The organism is Rathayibacter sp. AY2B7 (assembly GCF_002931635.1).
Taxonomy (GTDB): Bacteria; Actinomycetota; Actinomycetes; order Actinomycetales; family Microbacteriaceae; genus Rathayibacter.
In genome coordinates, this window is the sequence record NZ_PSUC01000076.1 from 1 (window position 1) to 18,237 (window position 18,237).

An 18,237-nucleotide genomic window follows, 5' to 3' on the forward strand; every position below is an offset into this window, starting at 1 on the left:
GAGGCCGTCTTCGACCAGATCGAGGCCGACCTGTCGGGGGAGGAGAGCGAGGCCGACCTCGACGACACCCTCTTCACCGTCGCCGAGGTCGTCGAGCACTTCCTCGACTTCCTCACCGACGAGGACCTCTGGACCGGCACCGACGAGGAGCTGGACGAGTGCCAGGCCGTCCTCGACGAGGTCCTCGACCTCGCCGGCTCCTTCGTGGAGGCCGTGCTCGACGACCTCGGCGACGGTGAAGAGGGTGTCGTCGAGGTCGGCCTCGCTCTCCTCCCCCGACAGGTCGGCCTCGATCTGGTCGAAGACGGCCTCGAGCAGCTCGGCGTCGGGCTGGGCGAAGGAGCCGCGCGGGCGCAGGTCGCGGGTCATCGCGAAGAGGTCGGTCAGCACCTCGACGGCCTCGTCGGCCTCGAGGTGCTCGTGCTGCATGCCCACCTCGGCGAGGTGCGAGCGGTACCAGCTGCGGAACCGCACCATCAGCGCGGTCTCGGCCGTGCGGCCGCCGCCCTGACCGCCGGACCCGCCCTGACCGCCTCCGGATCGTCCCTGGTTGCGCTTCTTGCCCATGATTCCTCCGCGACCGCTCCACTCACGACGAAGCGCTCCAGCCTACCCAGTGCGGGCGCGCGGCGGCACGCGCGGTCGCCCCCTGTTCACCCTGTGCGCACCGGGTCCGCTCCCTCTGGTGCGGCCGATCGCCCGAGTCCCGGGATCAGCGCGCTGTGGGAGGCCTCGCCGCCCGGGCCCCTGCCACACGGGCCGCGATGATGAGAAATCTCGCAGCGATCGGGCGGCCAGGCTTGCGCTCGGACCCCTCGCTTCGGTGGAGTGTCCGGATGACCGACACGACGGACACCGCCGAGACCGCTCCCGGGAAGGCCTCGCTCAAGAGGGTGATCACCGGACCGCTGCTGTTCGCCTTCATCGTGGGCGACACCCTCGGAGCCGGCATCTACACCCTGGTGGGCACGATGGCGGAGGACGTCGGAGGAGTGATCTGGCTGCCGCTGCTGATCGCGCTGGTCGTCGCCCTGCTCACCGCGGGCACGTACGCCGAGCTGATCACCAAGTACCCGCACGCCGGAGGGGCGGCGCGATACGTGGACCGCGCGTTCGGGAAGCCGTACCTCTCGTTCCTGATCGGCTTCCTGATGATGGCGTCCGGCATCACGACGGCGGCCTCCCTGGCGAACGCGTTCGCGGGCGACTACCTCGGGGCTCTGCTGGACGTGCCGCCGATCCCGACCGCGATCGTCTTCATCGCGATCCTCACCCTGGTGAACCTGCGCGGGGTGAAGGAGTCGCTGACCGCGAACCTGGTCGCCTCGGTGATCGAGGTGAGCGGACTGGTCATCGTCATCGTCTGCGCCGCGGTCTTCTTCGGCTCCGGCGACGGCGACGCCTCCCGCGTGCTCGAGTTCAACCCCGACGTCGCTCCGCTGCAGGGGGCGTTCGCCGCCTCGATCGTCGCCTTCTTCTCGTTCCTCGGCTTCGAGGCCGCGGCGAACATGGCCGAGGAGGTGCGGAACCCCTCGAAGGTCTACCCGCGGGCCCTCTTCGGTGCGCTGATCACCGCCGCCGTGGTCTATCTCCTGATCGCGCTCGGCGCCGTGATCGTGCTGCCGAACGACGAGCTCGCGGCCTCCAGCGGTCCCCTGCTGGACGTGGTCGCGGCGAGCGGAGTGGCGGTGCCGCCGTGGCTGTTCGGCCTGATCGCGCTGGTCGCCATCGCGAACGGCGCTCTGCTGTTCATGGTCATGGCGTCGCGGGTCGGGTTCGGGCTCGCCACCTCCGGGCTGCTTCCGAGCGCCTTCGGCAAGGTGCTCCCGGGCCGCCGCACGCCGTGGGTGTCGATCGTGGTCGTCGGCGGAGTGACGATGCTGCTCAGCCTCATCGGAGACGTCGGCACCCTCGCCGAGACGACGGTGCTGCTGCTCCTGCTGGTGTTCATCGCGGCGAACGTCTCGGTGCTGGTGCTGAAGAAGGACCGCGTCGACCACGCCCACTACTCCGTGCCGCGCGTGGTGCCGGTGCTCGCGACCATCGCGAGCGTGGTGCTGCTGACGCAGCAGACGGGCGTGGTCTGGCTGGCGACAGCGGGCTACGTGGTCGTGGGGACGCTGCTGTTCCTCGCCACCCGCCTGGGGAAGCGGAAGCACGCGGAGCGGACCCCGGACTGATCCGGGCCGGCGGCGATCCGTCGCGAGCGGCCCGTCCGCGGATCCCGTGCGGGCCGTTCGCGACGGATCGATCGCGGGAGGCGGGCGAGGAGTGGGATCGTGAGGGGATGACCGTCACGCTCGAGCCGATGCCCGCCGCCGCTCTCGCCATCTGGATGCGGGTGCAGCGCTCGGCGTACATCGAGGACCGGATGCGCGCGGGCGACGACGAGGCGGCCGCGACGCGCAACGCCGACGCCTCGTACGAGAAGTACTTCCCGGGCGGCTCCCCCGCCGCCGGGCACGACGTGCTCCTCGTCTCCGAGGACGGCCGCGCGGTCGGGTCGCTCTGGCTCGGCCCGCACCCGAGCGGACTCGAGGGCGTCGGGTACGTCTGGGACGTGCAGATCGACGCCGCCGAGCGCGGCAGCGGCCTCGGCCGGGCGGCGATGCTGCTCGCGGAGTCGCACGTCCGCTCCCGCGGCGGCTCCGCCCTCGCGCTGAACGTGTTCGGCTTCAACACCGCCGCGCGGGCGCTGTACGAGTCGCTCGGCTATGAGACGACCTCCCTGCAGATGCGCAAGCCGCTGGCCTGAACGAGGCTGCTCGACTCCGGGAAGGGGCACGACCCGGTCGCGCAGAACGCCGCACGCCGTGCTCGAGGGCGGACGCCGACGGGCGCCCACCGACGAGCACGGCGGCGGCAGTGGTGGAACCGCCGGGGATCGGCGGGACCCTGCGGTCAGCTCGTGGAGGCGACGGCGGTCGGGTCGCCGGTGCCGGACGGACGCGGGGCGTCACCCGATCCGGTCGCCACCGACGCGCCGGTCGGAACGACGGTGCCGCCGGTCGCCATCCCCCGGCCGAAGGCCTGGCCCTGGAGGATCGCGCCGAGGTCGACGCCGGTCGCCGACCTGACGCTGTCGAACGTCGCGGCGAGACCCGCCGCCTGCTCGCGCGCGATGTGGGTGCCGGCGGTGTCGCCGCCGATCAGCGTCACCGAGCCGACGTTCTGGTAGCCCTTCGCGAACTCGGCCATGAGCGAGGGCAGCTGCCCGATGAGCTCGCGACCCAGGATCGCCTCCTGGTTCTCGCGGAGCGCCTCCGCCTCGGCCGCGATGGCCGCCGCGCTCGCCTCGCCCTTCGCGCGGATGGCCTCCGCCTCGGCGGTCGCGTTCGCGCGCAGCGCCTCGGCCTCGGCGCCCGCCTTGGCCCGCAGTGCGTGGGCCTCGGCCTCGGCGCGGGCGCTCACGGCGGCGGCCTCGGCGGCGGCGGACGCCTGGCGCGCCTCCGCCTGGCGCTGGACGGCGTAGGCCTCGGCGTCCGAGACCTGCTGCGCGACCTGGCGGTCCGTCTCGGCCTTCTTCTCGCGTCCGTAGGCGTCGGCGTCGGCCTCGGTCTGACGGCGGTACTTCTCGGCGTCCGCGACGCGCTTGACGTCGGCGTCGAGCTCGGCCTGCCGGTTCTCGGCGCGCTGCACGAGGACGGCCTGCTCGCGCTCGGCGCGGGCCAGGTTCTCGGCCTGCTCGGCCTCGGCGTTGGCGCGGCCGACCTCGGACTTCGCGGCGGCGGTGTTCTTGTCGTAGGCGGTCTGCTCGATCAGGTTCGCCTCGTCCGTGGCCAGCTGGCGCGCCTTGACCTCGCGGGCCGCGTTGATCCGCGCGACGTCGGCCTCGCGGCGGACGCGCTCGATCTCCTGCGCTCCGAGCGCCTCGATGTAGCCGTTGCGGTCGGTGACGCCCTGGATCGCGAAGGAGTCGAGGACGAGGCCCTGGGCGAGCAGGTCGCCCTTGATGCCCTCGGCGATCTCGTCTCCCAGCTTCTGCCGGTCCTGCATGACCTCCTCGACGCTGAGCTTCGCGACGACGCCGCGGAGGGCGCCCTCGAGCTGCTCGGTGGTGAAGACGTCGATCGACTGGTCCTGCGACGCGAAGCGCTCGGCGGCGGCGCGGACCTGGTCGGCCGTGGACCCGATCTTGACCAGGGCGACGCCCGCGAGGTGGATGGTCACGCCGTTCTTTGTCTGCGCGACCGGCTCCATCTTGATCTGGCGGGAGCGCAGCGAGATGCGGTCGGACCGCTGGGTCAGCTTGTTCACGAACGCGCCGCCGCCGGTGATGACGGTCATGTTCGAGGTGAGGCCGTCCTCGCCCTTCTGCTTCTTTCCGACGATCACGATCGCCTCGTCGGCCTGCGGCACCTGGTACCAGGCGCGGAAGAGGAAGAAGCCGATGAGGGCGATCAGCAGGAGTGCGCCGACGGCGACTCCGGCGAGGACGATCCAGAGGAGATCCGGTTCCATGGGCGGGCGACCTTTCGTCCGACCCGCGCGACGCGGGTACCTGAGAGACGTACAGGTTCCATCGTGTCACAGCGCCGCGGACGGCCGCGTCGGCCGGAGGGGGGATACTGCGGACGCCGCCGAGAGCGGTTCACGCGGGGGCGGGCCCGCAGGAGGACGCCACGAACGAGGGCGTCGCGCGGAATGCCGCGGAAGAGATCAGTGCTGGGGTACCTGGACTCGAACCAAGAACAACTGAACCAGAATCAGCCGTGTTGCCAATTACACCATACCCCAATGGCCATCCGGAGGTGATCCCGGGACCAGGCGGCGACCGGATCGAGACCCGAGCGCCGAGAGACGACAGTACCCTACGCGAGCATCCCGCTCAAATCGAGCCGCGGACCACGGTGCCCTCCGACTCCGGAGCGGCTTCGCCGAGGCGGGCGCGCACGAGGTCGCGGTTGAGCGCGGAGGCGACCTGCGCTCCCGATCCCGCGGCGACGATCAGCTGCTGGGGGCCCGGAGGGGTGACCTCGCCGGCGGCGTAGAGGCCGGGGACGGAGGTGCGGCCGCCTGCGTCGACGCGGAGGAAGCCGTCGGCGTCGCGGTCGGGACCGGCCGCGTCGAGGTAGTCCAGCGCGGGCGTCCAGACGGGGCGGACGAACGCTCCCGTGCGCGGGACGACGTCGCCGTCGACCAGGCGGACGCCGGTCATCTCGGCGCGCTCCCCTGCGAGGTCGGCGACCGGGCGCCGGTCGACGCGGATGCCGATCGAGGCGAGCAGCGACTCGTCGGCGTCGCTCACCGTCCCGACTCCGTTGGTGAAGACGATCAGATCCGTCGACCACTGCGAGAGGAGCATGGCCCGCTCCGCGAGGTCGTCGGTCTCGCCGATCAGGGCGAGCGCCTCCCCCGCCTTCTCGTAGCCGTCGCACTCCATGCAGCTGTGCACGGCGGTGCCGTAGTAGGCGCGCAGGCTCGGGAGCGCGGGCGGCGTCTCGAGCAGTCCCGCGGCGACCACGACGGCGGTGGCGACGACGGAGCGGTCCGCGCTGCCGCGCACGCCGCGCGCGCCGACCACGAACTCGCCGCCGGAGCGCTCGACCGACGTGACGAGGGCGTTGTGCACCTCGGCGGCCTCGTAGCGCTCGAACTCCTCGCGGCCGAGGCGGCGCAGCTCGAGCGGCGAGATGCCGTCGCGGGTGAGGAACCCGTGCGAGTGCAGGGTCGCGGCGTTCCGCGGGCGGTTGCTGTCGAGCAGCAGCACGCTGCGGCGCGCCCGGACGAGGTTGAGCGCGGTCGAGAGCCCGGCGGGGCCCCCGCCGATCACGACGACGTCGTAGCGTCCGCCGACCGTCTCCGCCACGGTCAGGCCTGCCGGGAGGTGCCGAGGTGAGCGCCCAGGCGGTCGAGGCGGGCGATCGACTCCTGCTTGCCGAGGATCTCCATCGACTCGAACAGCGGCGGCGAGACGCGGCGTCCGGAGACCGCCGTGCGCAGCGGCCCGTAGGCGATGCGGGGCTTGAGGCCGAGGCCCTCGATCAGCGCGGAGGCGAGCGCCTCCTGGATCGAGGCCGTCAGCCACTCGGACGCGGGGACGAGCTCGAGGGCGCCGATCGAGGCGGCGAGCACCTCGCCGGCGTTCGCGGGCAGGCCCTTCAGCGCGTCCTCGTCGTACTCGAGCGCGTCGGACGCGGTGAAGAGGAACCCGAGCATGCCGGGGGCCTCCCCGAGCAGGCCGATCCGCTCCTGCACGAGGGGTGCGGCGGCGTCGAGCACGGCGCGCTGCTCGGCGGTCGGCTCGCCCGCGAGCACTCCGGCCGCCACGAGGTACGGGATCGTCCGCTCGGTGAAGTCGTCGACGGCCAGGAGGCGGATGTGGTCGCCGTTGATCGACTCGGCCTTCTTGAGGTCGAAGCGGGCCGGATTGGGGTTCACGTCGGCGACGTCGAAGGCGGCGACCATCTCGTCGATCGAGAAGACGTCGCGGTCGTGCGTGAGCGACCAGCCGAGCAGGGCGAGGTAGTTGACCAGGCCCTCCGGGATGAAGCCGCGGTCGCGGTGGTGGAAGAGGTTCGAGGACGGGTCGCGCTTGGAGAGCTTCTTGCTGCCGTCGCCCATCACGTAGGGGAGGTGCCCGAAGCGCGGGACGAAGGTCGTCACTCCGATGTCGATCAGCGCGTGGTACAGCGCGATCTGCCGGGCGGTCGAGGGGAGGATGTCCTCGCCGCGCAGCACGTGGGTGATCTGCATGATCGCGTCGTCGACCGGGTTCACCAGCGTGTAGAGCGGCTGGCCGTTGGGGCGCACCACGACGAAGTCGCTGAAGGAGCCGGCGGGGAACGTGATCGGGCCGCGGACCAGGTCGTCGAAGGACAGGTCGGCGTCCGGCACGCGCAGGCGCAGCGCCGGGGCGCGGCCCTCGGCGCGGAAGGCGGCGCGCTCCTCCTCGGTGAGATCGCGGTCGTGGTTGTCGTACCCGTGCTGCTTCGCGCGGCCGGCCGCCTCGTTGCGCGCGTCGATCTCCTCGGCCGTGGAGTAGCTCTCGTAGAGGTGCCCCGAGGCCGTCAGGCGCGCGATCACGTCGAGGTAGACATCGGTGCGCTCGGACTGCCGGTACGGGCCGTGCGGGCCGCCGACTCCGACGCCCTCGTCCCAGTCGAGCTTCAGCCAGCGCAGCGCGTCGAGGATCTGCTCCACGCTCTCCTCGCTGTCGCGGGCGGCGTCCGTGTCCTCGATGCGGAAGACGAACGTGCCGCCGGTGTGGCGCGCGTACGCCCAGTTGAACAGGGCGGTGCGGATGAGGCCGACGTGCGGGGTCCCGGTCGGCGAGGGGCAGAAGCGGACGCGGACGTCGCTCCCGGTCGCGGTCGTGAACGGGTGCGCGTCCGGCGCGCTTTCCAGGGGCGGGGTGAGCTCAGACATACGGGGCCGATCCTACCGGCGGGAGGCGGTGCGGCGCCCGGGATCGCGGGGGCCGTGGCGCCTCAGCGCCGGGCACGGTGCGCGCCTCGCGGCCACTGCTTCTACCGGACAGCACTGCTCCGAGTCAACGGACTCCCCGAGGGAGCAGGAGCAGTGGTGCGCTGACCCCGGGCCTCTCGTCGAGAGAGCCCGAGCGCCGCACCGCAGGCCGCGCCGGGCCTCCGCGCGAGCGTGCCCGGAAGGAGCACTGATGAGCACGATCGATCTCGACCCCCGCACCGACCGACCGAGCGTCCTCACCGAGGCGGCGCGGGAGGAGAAGGACGCCCGCACGCTCTCGCTCTTCCAGGCCGCGGTGAGCGCGGAGGCCGCCGAGGGCGCGCGCATCCGCGAGCGCATCGTGCTCGACCACCTGGGCCTGGCCGAGGCCATGGCCCGCCGGGTCTCCCGGAGCGGAGGCGACTGGGCGGATCTGCGCCAGGTCGCCTACGTGGGCCTCGTGAAGGCCGCCCGCCGCTTCACTCCCGAGCGCGGCGACAGCTTCGCCGCGTTCGCCGTCCCCACGATCACCGGCGAGCTCAAGCGCCACCTCCGCGACCTCGGCTGGATGATCCGGCCGCCGCGCGGCGTGCAGGAGCTGCACCGCCGCTCCGCCGTCGTCGCCGACGAGCTCGCGCAGGAGCTCGGCCGTCACCCCACCGACCAGGAGATCGCCCGCCGCCTCGGAGTGGACGCGGCGGAGGTGGCCGACGCGCGCCTCGCGGGGCATCCGCTCTCCCTCGACGAGACCGCGGGCGAGGGCGGCGTCGGCCTGGGCGACACCCTCGGCGGCGAGGACGAGCGCCTGCTCGAGATCGACCGGCGGCACGGGCTCGCCGAGGCCCTCGCCGAGCTCGAGGAGGGCCAGCGCGAGCTCCTGCGGATGCGCTTCGTCGAGGAGCGCACCCAGCAGCAGATCGCCGACGCGCTGGGAACGACGCAGATGCAGGTCTCGCGCCTACAGCGGCGGATCCTCGCGCAGCTCGCAGACAGGCTCGGCGCCCCCTCGCGCAGCCATCAGCCGCGCGCTCCCCGGGCCCGCGTGGCCACGGTCACTCCGGTCCGACCGGCGACGCGGCTGAAGTCCGCCTGAGGTGGGCCTCGGCACGCGACGGGAGCGATGCGAGGGCGGCGAGGACGTCGTCGACCTGGACCGCGAGCAGCGCCGGATCCGGCTCGGCGGAGAAGACGTCGCCTCGGCGGAGGGAGGCGTCGGTCAGCACGACGTGCGGACCCGAGGCCGGAGGACCCCAGGCCTCGGGCGGTGCCGGACCGAAGATCACGACCGAGGGGACGCCGTACGCGGAGGCGAGGTGCGCGGCTCCGGTGTCGACGGTCACCACGACCTCGGCGGCCGCGACGACCGCGGCGAACCCGCTGAGCGCGAGCTCCCCCGCCAGCACCTCGCCCGTGCCTGCGAGCTCGGCGACGCGGCGGGCGCGGTCGGCCTCGTTCGCGCCTCCGGTGTAGACGACGCGGTGCCCCTCGGCAGTGAGGGAGCGCGCCACCGCGGCGAAGCGCTCCTCCGGCCACTCGCGCGAGCCGTAGAAGGCCCCGATGTGCACGACGGCGGCTCCGGGTGCCGGCGCGGGCTCCTCGGGGACGGCGATCGCGACGTCCTCGGGGTCGGCGTCGAGACCGATGGAGTTCACCAGGCGGGCCCAGCGGGCGCGCTCGAGCTCGCCGTCGATCCAGAGCGGACGCGGGTCTCCCGGGCCCGCACCCGGGTCCAGCGCCGGGACGCGGAACTCGAGCGTGCGCTCGGGCGCGATCTCGCGCAGCCGCAGCCGCGACTCCGGGCCGTTGCCGTGGAGGTTCACGCCGAGCTCGACCCGGCCGGCGGCCATCGGCAGCGGGTCGTCGAGTCCGTGGAGGGTGGGCACGAGCGCGTCGAGGCCCTCGACCAGATCGACGATCGGCTCGAGCCAGGGCGTGGTCGCCATGATCAGCCGGTGCTCCGGGAAGCCGCGGCGCAGTGCCTTCAGCGCCGGGACCGCGACGAGCAGGTCGCCGAGCTTGAGAGCGCGCAGCGCGAGGATCTCCGGAGTCCCGTCCGGGGCGGTGAGAGCGCGCACGGCGCCTCCTTCCTGTCGGAGTCCCCGTACCCCGCTGCGCGCGCCTCAGACGCGCCGCCCGCAGATGCGAGCGACGCGCCCGGACGGACCGACTTCTCCGGGAGGGGGTTTACATCCCCGGTCGAGGGGTACGAGGAGAAGGTGAACGACTCCTCCTCCCGGAGCGCCGACGAGCGCACGAGGGCCCCGCGGCTGCGGGGGATCCTCTTCGACCGCGATGCGACGCTCGTGGTCGACGTGCCCTACAACGGCGACCCGGCGCAGGTCTCCCCGATGCCCACCGCCCTCGCGGCGGTCGAGCGGGCGCGCGAGGCGGGACTGGTTCTGGGCGTGGTCACCAACCAGTCCGGGATCGCCCGCGGGATCATCGACCGCGGCCAGGCCGACGCGGTGAACCGGCGCGTGGACGAGCTCTTCGGCGGCTTCGACGTGTGGATGCTCTGCCCGCACGGCCCGGAGGACGGCTGCTCCTGCCGGAAGCCCCGGCCCGGCATGGTGCTCGGCGCCGCCGAGCAGCTGGGACTGCCGGCCAGCTCGCTCGCCGTGATCGGCGACATCGGGGCCGACGTCGGCGCCGCCGCCGCGGCCGGCGCCCGTGGAGTGCTGGTTCCGACTCCGATCACCCGCGCCGAGGAGGTGGACGCCGCTCCGCTGCAGGCGGCGACGCTCCTCGAGGCGGTCGAGCTGCTGCTCGCGATGCAGCCCGACGAGGACGCCGAGTGAGGCGCCGCGTGCTCGTCGCCCGCCTGGACAGCGCGGGAGACGTCCTGCTGTGCGGACCCGCCGTCCGCGCGATCGCGGCCGACGCCCAGGTGCTGCTGCTGAGCGGTCCGCAGGGAGCGCCCGCGGCCGCGCTGCTGCCGGGTCCCTCCTCCGTCCGCACCTGGTGGTGCCCGTGGATCGGCGACGCCTCCCGCCCCGTCGACGCCGAGCTCGTCGACGAGCTGCGAGCGATCGTCGAGGAGTTCGCGCCGGACGAGGCCGTGATCCTCACCTCCTTCCACCAGTCGCCGCTGCCGCTGGCCCTGCTGCTCCGCCTCGCCGGTGTCGCCCGCATCACGGGCGCCTCGGTCGACTTCGCGGGCGCTCTGCTCGATGTGCGCCTCGTCCCGGGCGAGACCCTCGAGGAGGACCAGCCGGAGCCGGAGCGCGCGCTCGCGATCGCGGCGGCGGCCGGCTTCGCGCTGCCCGCCGGCGACGACGGACGGCTCCGCGTGCGCCGCGAGGGCGTGCTGCCCGCCGCTCTCGAGGGGATCGGCCCCTACGCGGTCGTGCACCCCGGGGCAGCCGTCCCCGCCCGCGCCTGGCCGGCGGCGAACGCGGCCCGCGCCGTCGAGCTGCTGGCGGACGCGGGCCTCGCTGTCGTCGTCACCGGCGGCCCGGGCGAGCGCTCCCTCACGGCCGAGGTCGCGGGCTCCCGCGGCATCGACCTCGGCGGGGCGACGGACTTCGCCGGCGCCGCCGAGGTGCTGGCCGGCGCCGACGTCGTGATCTGCGGCAACACCGGCCCCGCGCACCTCGCCGCCGCGGTCGGCACCCCCGTGGTGAGCCTCTTCGCGCCGGTCGTCCCGGCCGTGCGCTGGGCGCCCTACGGCGTCCCGGTCGCGCTGCTCGGCGACCAGGAGGCGCCCTGCGCCGGCTCGCGCGCCCGCGTGTGCCCCGTCCCCGGCCATCCGTGCCTCGCGGGGGTGAGCGCCGAGGAGGCGGTCGCCGCCGCCCTCCGACTCCGACCCACGACTTCCCCGAGAGAGGCCATCGCATGAGGATCCTGCTCTGGCACGTGCACGGCGGCTGGGCGGACGCCTTCGTCCGCGGCGCCCACACCTACCTGCTCCCCACGACTCCGGCCCGCGACGGCTGGGGCCTGGGCACCGGCGGCCGCGACTGGCCGAGCGCCGTCGAGATCGCCCCCGAGGAGCTGCACGACGCCGACGTCGACGCGGTCCTCCTCCAGAGGCCCGAGGAGCTCGCCGAGGCCGAGCGCCTGCTCGGGCGACGCCTCGGCCGCGACGTGCCCGCCGTCTACGTGGAGCACAACACCCCCCGCGGGGACGTGCCGGACAACCGCCACCCGCTCGCCGACCGCGACGACCTGCTGATCGTCCACGTCACCCACTTCAACGCCCTGATGTGGGACACCGGATCGACGCGGACGACGGTGATCGAGCACGGGATCCACGACCCGGGTCCCCTCTACACCGGCGAGCTGCCGCACTTCGGCGTGGTCGTCAACGAGCCCGTCCGCCGGGGCCGGGTCGCCGGGACCGACCTGCTCCCCCGCTTCGGCGCGGTCGCTCCGCTGGACGTCTTCGGGATGAAGACCGACCGGCTCGCCGAGCTGCCGGGCCTGGAGGACGTGACGGTCCTCGGCGACGTCCGCACCCAGGCGATGCACGCGGCCCTGGCCCGCCGCCGGGTCTACCTGCACCCGTTCCGCTGGACCTCCCTCGGCCTCGCGCTGCTGGAGGCGATGCACCTCGGGATGCCCGTCGTCGCGCTCGACGTGACGGAGGCGGGGCGCGCCGTCCCGCCCGAGGCCGGAGCGGTCTCGAACGACCTCGACGCCCTCGTCGCCTCGGCCCGGGCACTCGTCGAGGACCCGGAGCGCGCCGCCCGCGCCGGCGCCGTCGCCCGCGAGGCCGCGCTCGCGCGCTACGGCCTCGCCCGGTTCCACCGCGACTGGGACGAGGTCCTCGCCGACCTCCCCGGACGCCGGTCGCCGGAGGCCGCTCTGGAAGGGAGCACCCGATGAAGCAGCACCTCTCCGCCGCGCCCGCGCTGACGATCGCCATGGTCTCGGAGCACGCGAGCCCGCTGGCGACCCTCGGCGGCGTCGACGCCGGCGGCCAGAACGTCCACGTGGCGGCGCTCGCCGACGCGCTCGCCCGCCGCGGCCACCGCGTCGTCGTCTACACCCGCCGCGACGACCCCTCCCTCCCCCGGCGCGTGCCCTTCACCTCGGGAGTCGAGGTCGTGCACATCGACGCCGGGCCGCCGCGCCGGGTGTCCAAGGACGAGCTGCTGCCCTTCATGGGCGACTTCGCCGTCGACCTCGCCGAGGAGTGGCTGCAGGAGCGGCCGGACCTCGTGCACAGCCACTTCTGGATGTCCGGGGTCGCCGCGCTCGACGCCTCCGAGCGGGTGGAGCGCGCCACCGGGCGGCGCGTGCCCGTCCTCCACACCTTCCACGCGCTGGGCGTGGTCAAGCGCCGCCAGCAGGGCGCGCTCGACACCAGCCCCGAGGAGCGCGCCTGGCTCGAGCCCGGAGTGGGCCAGAAGGCCGACGGCGTCGTCGCCACCTGCTCGGACGAGGCCTTCGAGCTCAAGGGGCTCGGCGTGCCGACCTCGCGCATCTCGGTGGTGCCCTGCGGAGTCGACATCGACCGGTTCTCGGTCGAGGGCCCGGTCGCGTCCCGCGGCGAGCGCTCGCGGCTGATGACCATCGGACGCCTGGTGCCGCGCAAGGGCATGGGCATCGCGATCGAGGCGCTCGCGCACCTGGTCGCGGCCGGCCACGACGCCGAGCTCGTCGTCGTCGGGGGCTCCGGCTCCGGCGACGCGCTGACCGCGGACCCCGAGTACCAGCGGCTGCACGGCGTGGCCGAGAGCCTCGGCGTCGCGGACCGCGTCGACTTCGTCGGCCAGCTCTCGCAGACCGAGATGCCCGCGATGCTCCGCTCGGCCGACGTCGTGGTCTGCGCGCCCTGGTACGAGCCGTTCGGCATCACTCCGCTCGAGGCGATGGCCTGCGGCGTGCCGGTCGTCGCCTCCTCCGTGGGCGGCCTGATCGACACCGTGGTCGAGGACGTCACCGGGGTCCACGTGCCTCCGCGCGACCCGGTCGCTCTGGCCGCCGCCCTCGGCTCGCTGCTGGAGGACCCCGACCGCGCCCGCGCCTACGGGGCCGCCGGCCGCGAGCGCGTCGAGTCCCGCTACTCCTGGGACCGCGTCGCCGCCGACACCGAGCGCGCCTACGTCACGACCCTCGCCGGCCTCGGCGACGAGTCGCTCCTCACCGGCGCCACGAGCGCACCCTCATCCCCCACCACCCGGAAGGCGGCTCCGCGACGATGACCATCGACACCGCGACCATCGACACCGTTCTGGACACCCCGGCCGACGCCGCCCGGCGCCTCGTCGACGACCACGTGGCGCGCGCGCTCGACGCGGTCGCGCAGCTGGAGCGCCACTCCGACAGGATCGCCGCCTGGGGCGTCGAGCTCGCCGACCGCCTGCACTCCGGCGCGCGCCTGCTCGCCGCGGGCAACGGCGGCTCCGCGGCCGAGGCGCAGCACCTCACCGCCGAACTCGTCGGCCGCTTCGACGGCGACCGCGTCCCCTTCTCCGCCATCTCGCTGCACGCCGAGACGTCGAGCCTGACCGCGATCGGCAACGACTACGGCTTCGACCACGTGTTCTCGCGCCAGGTCACCGCGCACGCCCGGGCGGGCGACGTCGTGGTCCTGCTCTCCACCAGCGGACGCAGCGCGAACCTCCTCCACGCCGCGGAGGCCGCCCGTGCGGCGGGCGCCCGCTCGTGGGCGCTGACCGGCGAGGGGCCGAACCCGCTCACCGAGCTCTGCGACGAGGCGATCGCCCTCGAGGGCCACGGCTCCAACGTGCAGGAGGCGCAGCTGGTGCTCGTGCACGCGCTCTGCCGGGCCTTCGAGCACCGGATCCGCGCGCGGACGGCGGCCGCCGCGTGAGCCGCCTGCGCCTCGTCGTCGTCGGTGACGTGATGCTCGACGTCGACCTCTCCGGACCCGCCGAGCGGCTGAGCCCGGACGCCCCCGTCCCCGTGGTCGACGTGTCGGCCCGCAGCGCCCGCGCCGGCGGTGCCGGGCTGGTCGCCCGGATGCTCGCCCGCGACGGGCACGAGGTGACGCTGGTGACCGCGCTCGCCGAGGACTCGGATCCGGACGTGGCGGAGCTCCGCGCCGAGCTGTCCGGCGTCCGCCTGGTCGCCGGGCCCTCGGGAGCGCCGACGCCGGTGAAGACCCGCGTCGCCGCCTCCGGCCAGGCCGTCGTGCGGATCGACCGCGGCTGCGAGACGCCGCCCGTCCCCGGCGTCACCGACGCCATGCTCGCCGCGCTCGCCGACGCCGACGCCGTGATCGTCGCCGACTACGGCCGCCGCCTGACCGAGGAGCCGTCGCTCCGCACGGCGCTCGACGCGCTCACCGTGCCGCTGGTGTGGGATCCGCACCCGCGCGGCTCGCAGCCGGTCGCCGCCACCTCCCTCGCCACCCCGAACCTGGCCGAGGCCACCGCATTCTCGGGAGCCGTCGGCCGCGGAGTGACGCGCGCCGAGTCCGCCGCGACCACCCTCCTCGAGCGCTGGGGCTGCGGTGCGGTCACCGTGACGATGGGATCCTCCGGCGCCCTGCTGCGCTCCCGCGGCGCCGGCGTCCCGGTCGTCGCACCGGCCGTCGCCGTGCCGCCCACCGACCCGTGCGGCGCAGGCGACCGGTTCGCCGCCTCCGCCGCCGTCGCCCTCGCCGAGGGTGCGAGCACGTCGGAGGCGGTGCAGGCGGCGGTCGCCGCAGCCGGCGCCTACCTCCTCGCGGGAGGGGTCGCCTCCCTCTCCGCTCCCGCCGACCCCGCACCCCTCCACGGCGGCGGGGTGGACGCCCTGCGCGTCGCCGAGTCCGTCCGCGCGGCAGGAGGAACGGTGGTCGCGACGGGCGGCTGCTTCGACCTGCTCCACGCCGGCCACGCCCGCACCCTCTCCGCAGCACGCGCTCTCGGCGACTGCCTGATCGTCTGCCTCAACTCGGACGACTCCGTCCGGCGCCTCAAGGGCGCGGCACGGCCGATCATCCCCGAGGACGACCGCGTCGACCTGCTGCTCGCGCTCGAGTGCGTCGACGCCGTGCTGGTCTTCGGCGAGGACACGCCGGACGAGGCGCTGCGCCGCATCCGCCCCGACGTCTGGGTGAAGGGCGGCGACTACTCCGCCGAGTCCCTCCCCGAGACGGCGACGGTGGCGGAGTGGGGCGGCCGGGTCCTGACCGTGCCGTACCACCCGGGCCGCTCGACCACCCATCTCGCCGCCGCGCTCGCGCGCGTCGGCTGACCCGCGGCCCACGAGGCCCGCAGACCACCCCCGGAAGGAAACCATGAGCACCACTCCCACCCCCATCGGCCGCGTCCTGATCACCGGAGGAGCCTCCGGGCTCGGTGCGGCCGTCGCCGCCGCGGTCGCCGCCGCCGGCGGCACGCCGATCGTGCTCGACCGCGACGTCTCGTCGGTGAAGGAGGGCGTCGCCGCCTACCAGGTCGACGTCGCGAAGACCCGCGAGGCCGAGGAGGCGGTCGTCGAGATCGCCCGCGAGCACGGCGGGCTCGACGCCGTCGTGACCGCGGCCGGCATCGACCGCTGCGGCCGCCTCGTCGACGTGGAGCCGGAGGAGTGGGAGCGCGTCATCTCCGTCAACCTCCTCGGCACCGCGGCCGTCGTCCGGGCGGCCCTGCCCTTCCTCACCGAGACCCACGGCCGCGTCGTCACCGTCGCCTCCTCACTCGCGATCAAGGCCGTCTCGGACGCGACCGCGTACTGCGCCTCGAAGTTCGGCGTGCTCGGCTTCACCCGCGCGCTCGCGGCCGAGACCAAGGGCGAGATCGGCGTGACCACGCTGATCCCGTCGGGCATGAAGACGCGCTTCTTCGACGACCGCGACGAGCAGTACAAGCCGGGTCCGGACGCGCTGCTGAACGACCCGGAGAACGTGGCGAACGCCGTCATGTTCGTCCTCGGCCAGCCGCGCGGCTGCGAGGTCCGCGAGCTCGTCATCACGCACGAGGAGGAGCCGTCCTGGCCGTGATCCGCTGATCCGGGCGCGCCCCGGATCCCCCGCCGCGAGACGCCACCTCGGTCCGCACGCCCCGGCGCGTCGCGTACCGAGGCGGCGTCTCGCGGTTCAGCGGGTGGAGGCGAGCACCCCGCGGACGTCCTCGAGCACGGCCTCGACGCGCACGTCGCCGACGAATGTGACGTCGTGCTCGCAGCGCGGAGCGGTCCAGCCGACCTGCGTGGCGTCGCGCCCGCAGACCGGGCAGTGCGTGGTCCAGCTCAGCTGCACCCGGTGGCGCTGCCGCCCGAGGGCCGCGGCGTTGATCGCGTTGCCCACCCAGAAGATCCCGACCGTCGGAGCGCCGACCGCGGCGGCGAGATGGCGGGGTCCGGAGTCGTTGCCGAGCACGAGATCGGCGAGCGAGAGCAGCGGAGCGAGGTCCGGGAGGTCCACGACGCCCGCCCAGGAGACCGCTCCCGGCGCTCCGGCGACGATCTCGTCGGCGGCGGGCACGTCCGAGGCGTCGCCCACCACCAGCACGCGCGCGCCGTCCGCCAGCAGCTCCGTCGCCACGGCGGCGAAGGAGGCGGCGGGCCAGCGGCGGCGGGGATCGGTCGCGCCGGGGTGGATCAGCACCAGCGGGCCGCCCGCGGGCAGCGCCGCGGCGAGGCGGTCCCGCCGCTCCGGATCCACGGCGAGCGCCGGCTCGAGGCGGGTCGCGGGCGCTCCTGCCAGCCCGACGATCTCGAGCGCCCGCAGCATCTCGTGCTGGTAGTAGACGTAGGGGATCGTGCGCTCGAGCTCCGCGGCGTCGTCGGTGCGCGACCCGATCGTGTGGCGCGCGCCGAGGCGCTGGAGGAACGGGTTGGAGTAGCGCCCGCCGCCGTGCAGCTGCACGGCCAGGTCGAAGCGGCGCGCGCGCATCCGCTCGGTGAAGTCCTCGACGACCCGGGGGTCCTCCCCCTCTCCGTCGCGGACACCCTGCGCCACCGGCAGGATCTCGACGTCGGCGATCGGCGACTCGACGCCCGTCAGCAGGACCCGGTGCGCGGGCGTCCCGAGCAGGGTGATCTCGGCCCCCGGGTAGGCGGCCGCGAGGGCGTCGACGGCGGGCAGCGCGAACAGCAGGTCGCCGAGTCCGCCGCCGCGCAGGACGGCGATCCTCTCGACTCCGGCGAAGGGCTCTCGGAGGGGGGCGATGGCGACCACGACGGGTTCCTCTCAGGTGCGGAGGGCGCGCGGGCGCCGCTCCGGGGACGGTGCACTCCTCCACTTCCCCGCCGGGGCCGATCCGAAACCGGATCGGGGGCGAGCCCGTCGCCGATCCGGGGGCGGATTCCGGAGGCGGCGTGTCTAGGCGCGCACCGCCCGGGTACCGGACGGATGCGTCCGCCACTCCGCGGGCGCCCCCGACCGAGAGGTGACCGTGACCATCGACATCACGACCCCCGCCACGACCGCCGCCGACGCCGTCCGCCGCGCGCGGACCGCGTTCCCCGCGTGGGCCGCCACCGCGCCCGCCGAGCGCGGCGCCCTGCTCCGTGCCGCCGCCCACCGCGTGGCCGAGCGCGAGCAGGAGCTCGCCGACCTCAACACGCAGGAGACGGGCAAGCCCGCCGGCGACGCGCTGGGCGGCGTGCGCGCCGGTGTCGACACGCTGCTCCAGTACGCCGAGCTCGGCCCGCTTCACCGCGGGAGGAGCCTGCGCGGAGCGGCCCTCAACGTCGATCTGGCCCTGCCGCACCCGCGCGGTGTCGTGCTCGCCCTCACTCCGTGGAACGACCCGGTCGCCGTCGCCGCGGGCCTCCTGGGCGCCGCGATCGTCTCCGGGGATGTCGTCGTGCACAAGCCGAGCGAGCGCAGTCCGGGCACGGGCGCCCTCTTCACGAGCATCCTCGCCGAGGCGCTGCCCGAGGGCGTGCTGACCCTGGTCGAGGGTGACGGGGCGGTCGGCGACGAGC

17 protein-coding genes and 1 tRNA gene are annotated in these 18,237 nt (G+C 74.5%); 11 read left to right on the forward strand and 7 right to left on the reverse strand.

From position 1 onward, the window contains the following. A partial coding sequence (locus C5C27_RS12210; protein ID WP_146079679.1) for a hypothetical protein occupies positions 1–567 on the reverse strand: 567 nt, incomplete at its 3' end. A 269-nt stretch (positions 568–836) separates the two neighbouring features. Here C5C27_RS12210 and C5C27_RS12215 point away from each other — a divergent pair. Together C5C27_RS12215 and C5C27_RS12220 are read left to right on the forward strand one after the other, a co-directional pair. Continuing rightward, positions 837–2,180: an APC family permease gene (locus C5C27_RS12215; protein WP_104226270.1), complete on the forward strand. Its 1,344-nt coding sequence runs from the start codon at positions 837–839 to the stop codon at positions 2,178–2,180. A 107-nt stretch (positions 2,181–2,287) separates the two neighbouring features. Further along, positions 2,288–2,755: an N-acetyltransferase gene (locus C5C27_RS12220; protein WP_104314518.1), complete on the forward strand. Its 468-nt coding sequence runs from the start codon at positions 2,288–2,290 to the stop codon at positions 2,753–2,755. Between the two features lie 146 nt (positions 2,756–2,901). Here C5C27_RS12220 and C5C27_RS12225 read toward each other — a convergent pair whose 3' ends face one another. The 4 genes from C5C27_RS12225 to gltX all read right to left on the reverse strand — a co-directional run bounded on the left by C5C27_RS12225 (position 2,902) and on the right by gltX (position 7,368). Continuing rightward, complete coding sequence (locus C5C27_RS12225) at positions 2,902–4,461, reverse strand: SPFH domain-containing protein (protein ID WP_104226268.1); 1,560 nt, start codon at positions 4,459–4,461, stop codon at positions 2,902–2,904. 204 nt (positions 4,462–4,665) lie between these two features. After that, a tRNA-Gln gene (locus C5C27_RS12230) sits at positions 4,666–4,737 on the reverse strand. 91 nt (positions 4,738–4,828) lie between these two features. Beyond that, the gene (locus C5C27_RS12235; RefSeq protein ID WP_181133527.1) at positions 4,829–5,809 is read right to left on the reverse strand and encodes an NAD(P)/FAD-dependent oxidoreductase; all 981 of its coding nucleotides are present in this window, start codon (positions 5,807–5,809) and stop codon (positions 4,829–4,831) included. A 2-nt stretch (positions 5,810–5,811) separates the two neighbouring features. Further along, positions 5,812–7,368, reverse strand: coding sequence for a glutamate--tRNA ligase (gene gltX, locus C5C27_RS12240; protein WP_104233235.1), 1,557 nt, complete (start codon positions 7,366–7,368; stop codon positions 5,812–5,814). Positions 7,369–7,618: 250 nt separating this feature from the next. Between gltX and C5C27_RS12245 the strand changes: the two genes are divergently transcribed. Next, positions 7,619–8,500: a sigma-70 family RNA polymerase sigma factor gene (locus C5C27_RS12245; protein ID WP_104239108.1), complete on the forward strand. Its 882-nt coding sequence runs from the start codon at positions 7,619–7,621 to the stop codon at positions 8,498–8,500. Here the strand turns inward: C5C27_RS12245 and C5C27_RS12250 are convergent. Next, on the reverse strand, positions 8,460–9,482 hold the full coding sequence (locus tag C5C27_RS12250; protein WP_104314519.1) for a glycosyltransferase family 9 protein: 1,023 nt from the start codon (positions 9,480–9,482) through the stop codon (positions 8,460–8,462). The genes C5C27_RS12245 and C5C27_RS12250 overlap by 41 nt on opposite strands. 141 nt (positions 9,483–9,623) lie before the next feature. Here C5C27_RS12250 and C5C27_RS18085 point away from each other — a divergent pair, with 141 nt between their 5' ends. The 7 genes from C5C27_RS18085 to C5C27_RS12280 are packed head-to-tail and all read left to right on the forward strand — an operon-like array spanning position 9,624 to position 16,306. Further along, complete coding sequence (locus C5C27_RS18085) at positions 9,624–10,205, forward strand: HAD-IIIA family hydrolase (protein ID WP_181133528.1); 582 nt, start codon at positions 9,624–9,626, stop codon at positions 10,203–10,205. Further along, entirely contained in the window at positions 10,202–11,245 is a 1,044-nt protein-coding gene (locus C5C27_RS12255; RefSeq protein WP_219813170.1) for a glycosyltransferase family 9 protein, read from the forward strand. The genes C5C27_RS18085 and C5C27_RS12255 overlap by 4 nt, the downstream gene beginning before the upstream one ends. Then, positions 11,242–12,234 (forward strand): glycosyltransferase, encoded by a 993-nt coding sequence (locus C5C27_RS12260; RefSeq protein ID WP_104314520.1) that lies wholly within the window; start codon positions 11,242–11,244, stop codon positions 12,232–12,234. Before C5C27_RS12255 ends, C5C27_RS12260 begins: the two co-directional genes overlap by 4 nt. A 26-nt stretch (positions 12,235–12,260) precedes the next feature. Continuing rightward, positions 12,261–13,556 (forward strand): glycosyltransferase, encoded by a 1,296-nt coding sequence (locus tag C5C27_RS12265; protein WP_104314524.1) that lies wholly within the window; start codon positions 12,261–12,263, stop codon positions 13,554–13,556. Beyond that, the gene (locus C5C27_RS12270; protein ID WP_104247441.1) at positions 13,553–14,188 is read left to right on the forward strand and encodes an SIS domain-containing protein; all 636 of its coding nucleotides are present in this window, start codon (positions 13,553–13,555) and stop codon (positions 14,186–14,188) included. The genes C5C27_RS12265 and C5C27_RS12270 overlap by 4 nt, the downstream gene beginning before the upstream one ends. Positions 14,189–14,193: 5 nt before the next feature. Further along, positions 14,194–15,558, forward strand: coding sequence for a PfkB family carbohydrate kinase (locus C5C27_RS12275; protein WP_104239116.1), 1,365 nt, complete (start codon positions 14,194–14,196; stop codon positions 15,556–15,558). A 43-nt stretch (positions 15,559–15,601) separates the two neighbouring features. Then, positions 15,602–16,306: an SDR family oxidoreductase gene (locus C5C27_RS12280; protein WP_104314521.1), complete on the forward strand. Its 705-nt coding sequence runs from the start codon at positions 15,602–15,604 to the stop codon at positions 16,304–16,306. Positions 16,307–16,402: 96 nt separating this feature from the next. On the opposite strand, the gene C5C27_RS12285 is transcribed toward C5C27_RS12280, so the two are convergent. Then, positions 16,403–17,485, reverse strand: coding sequence for a glycosyltransferase family 9 protein (locus C5C27_RS12285; RefSeq protein WP_104314522.1), 1,083 nt, complete (start codon positions 17,483–17,485; stop codon positions 16,403–16,405). Positions 17,486–17,702: 217 nt separating this feature from the next. On the opposite strand from C5C27_RS12285, the gene C5C27_RS12290 reads away from it, so the two are divergent. Continuing rightward, positions 17,703–18,237 (forward strand): aldehyde dehydrogenase family protein (locus C5C27_RS12290; protein ID WP_258066708.1); only part of this gene is annotated, 535 nt, incomplete at its 3' end.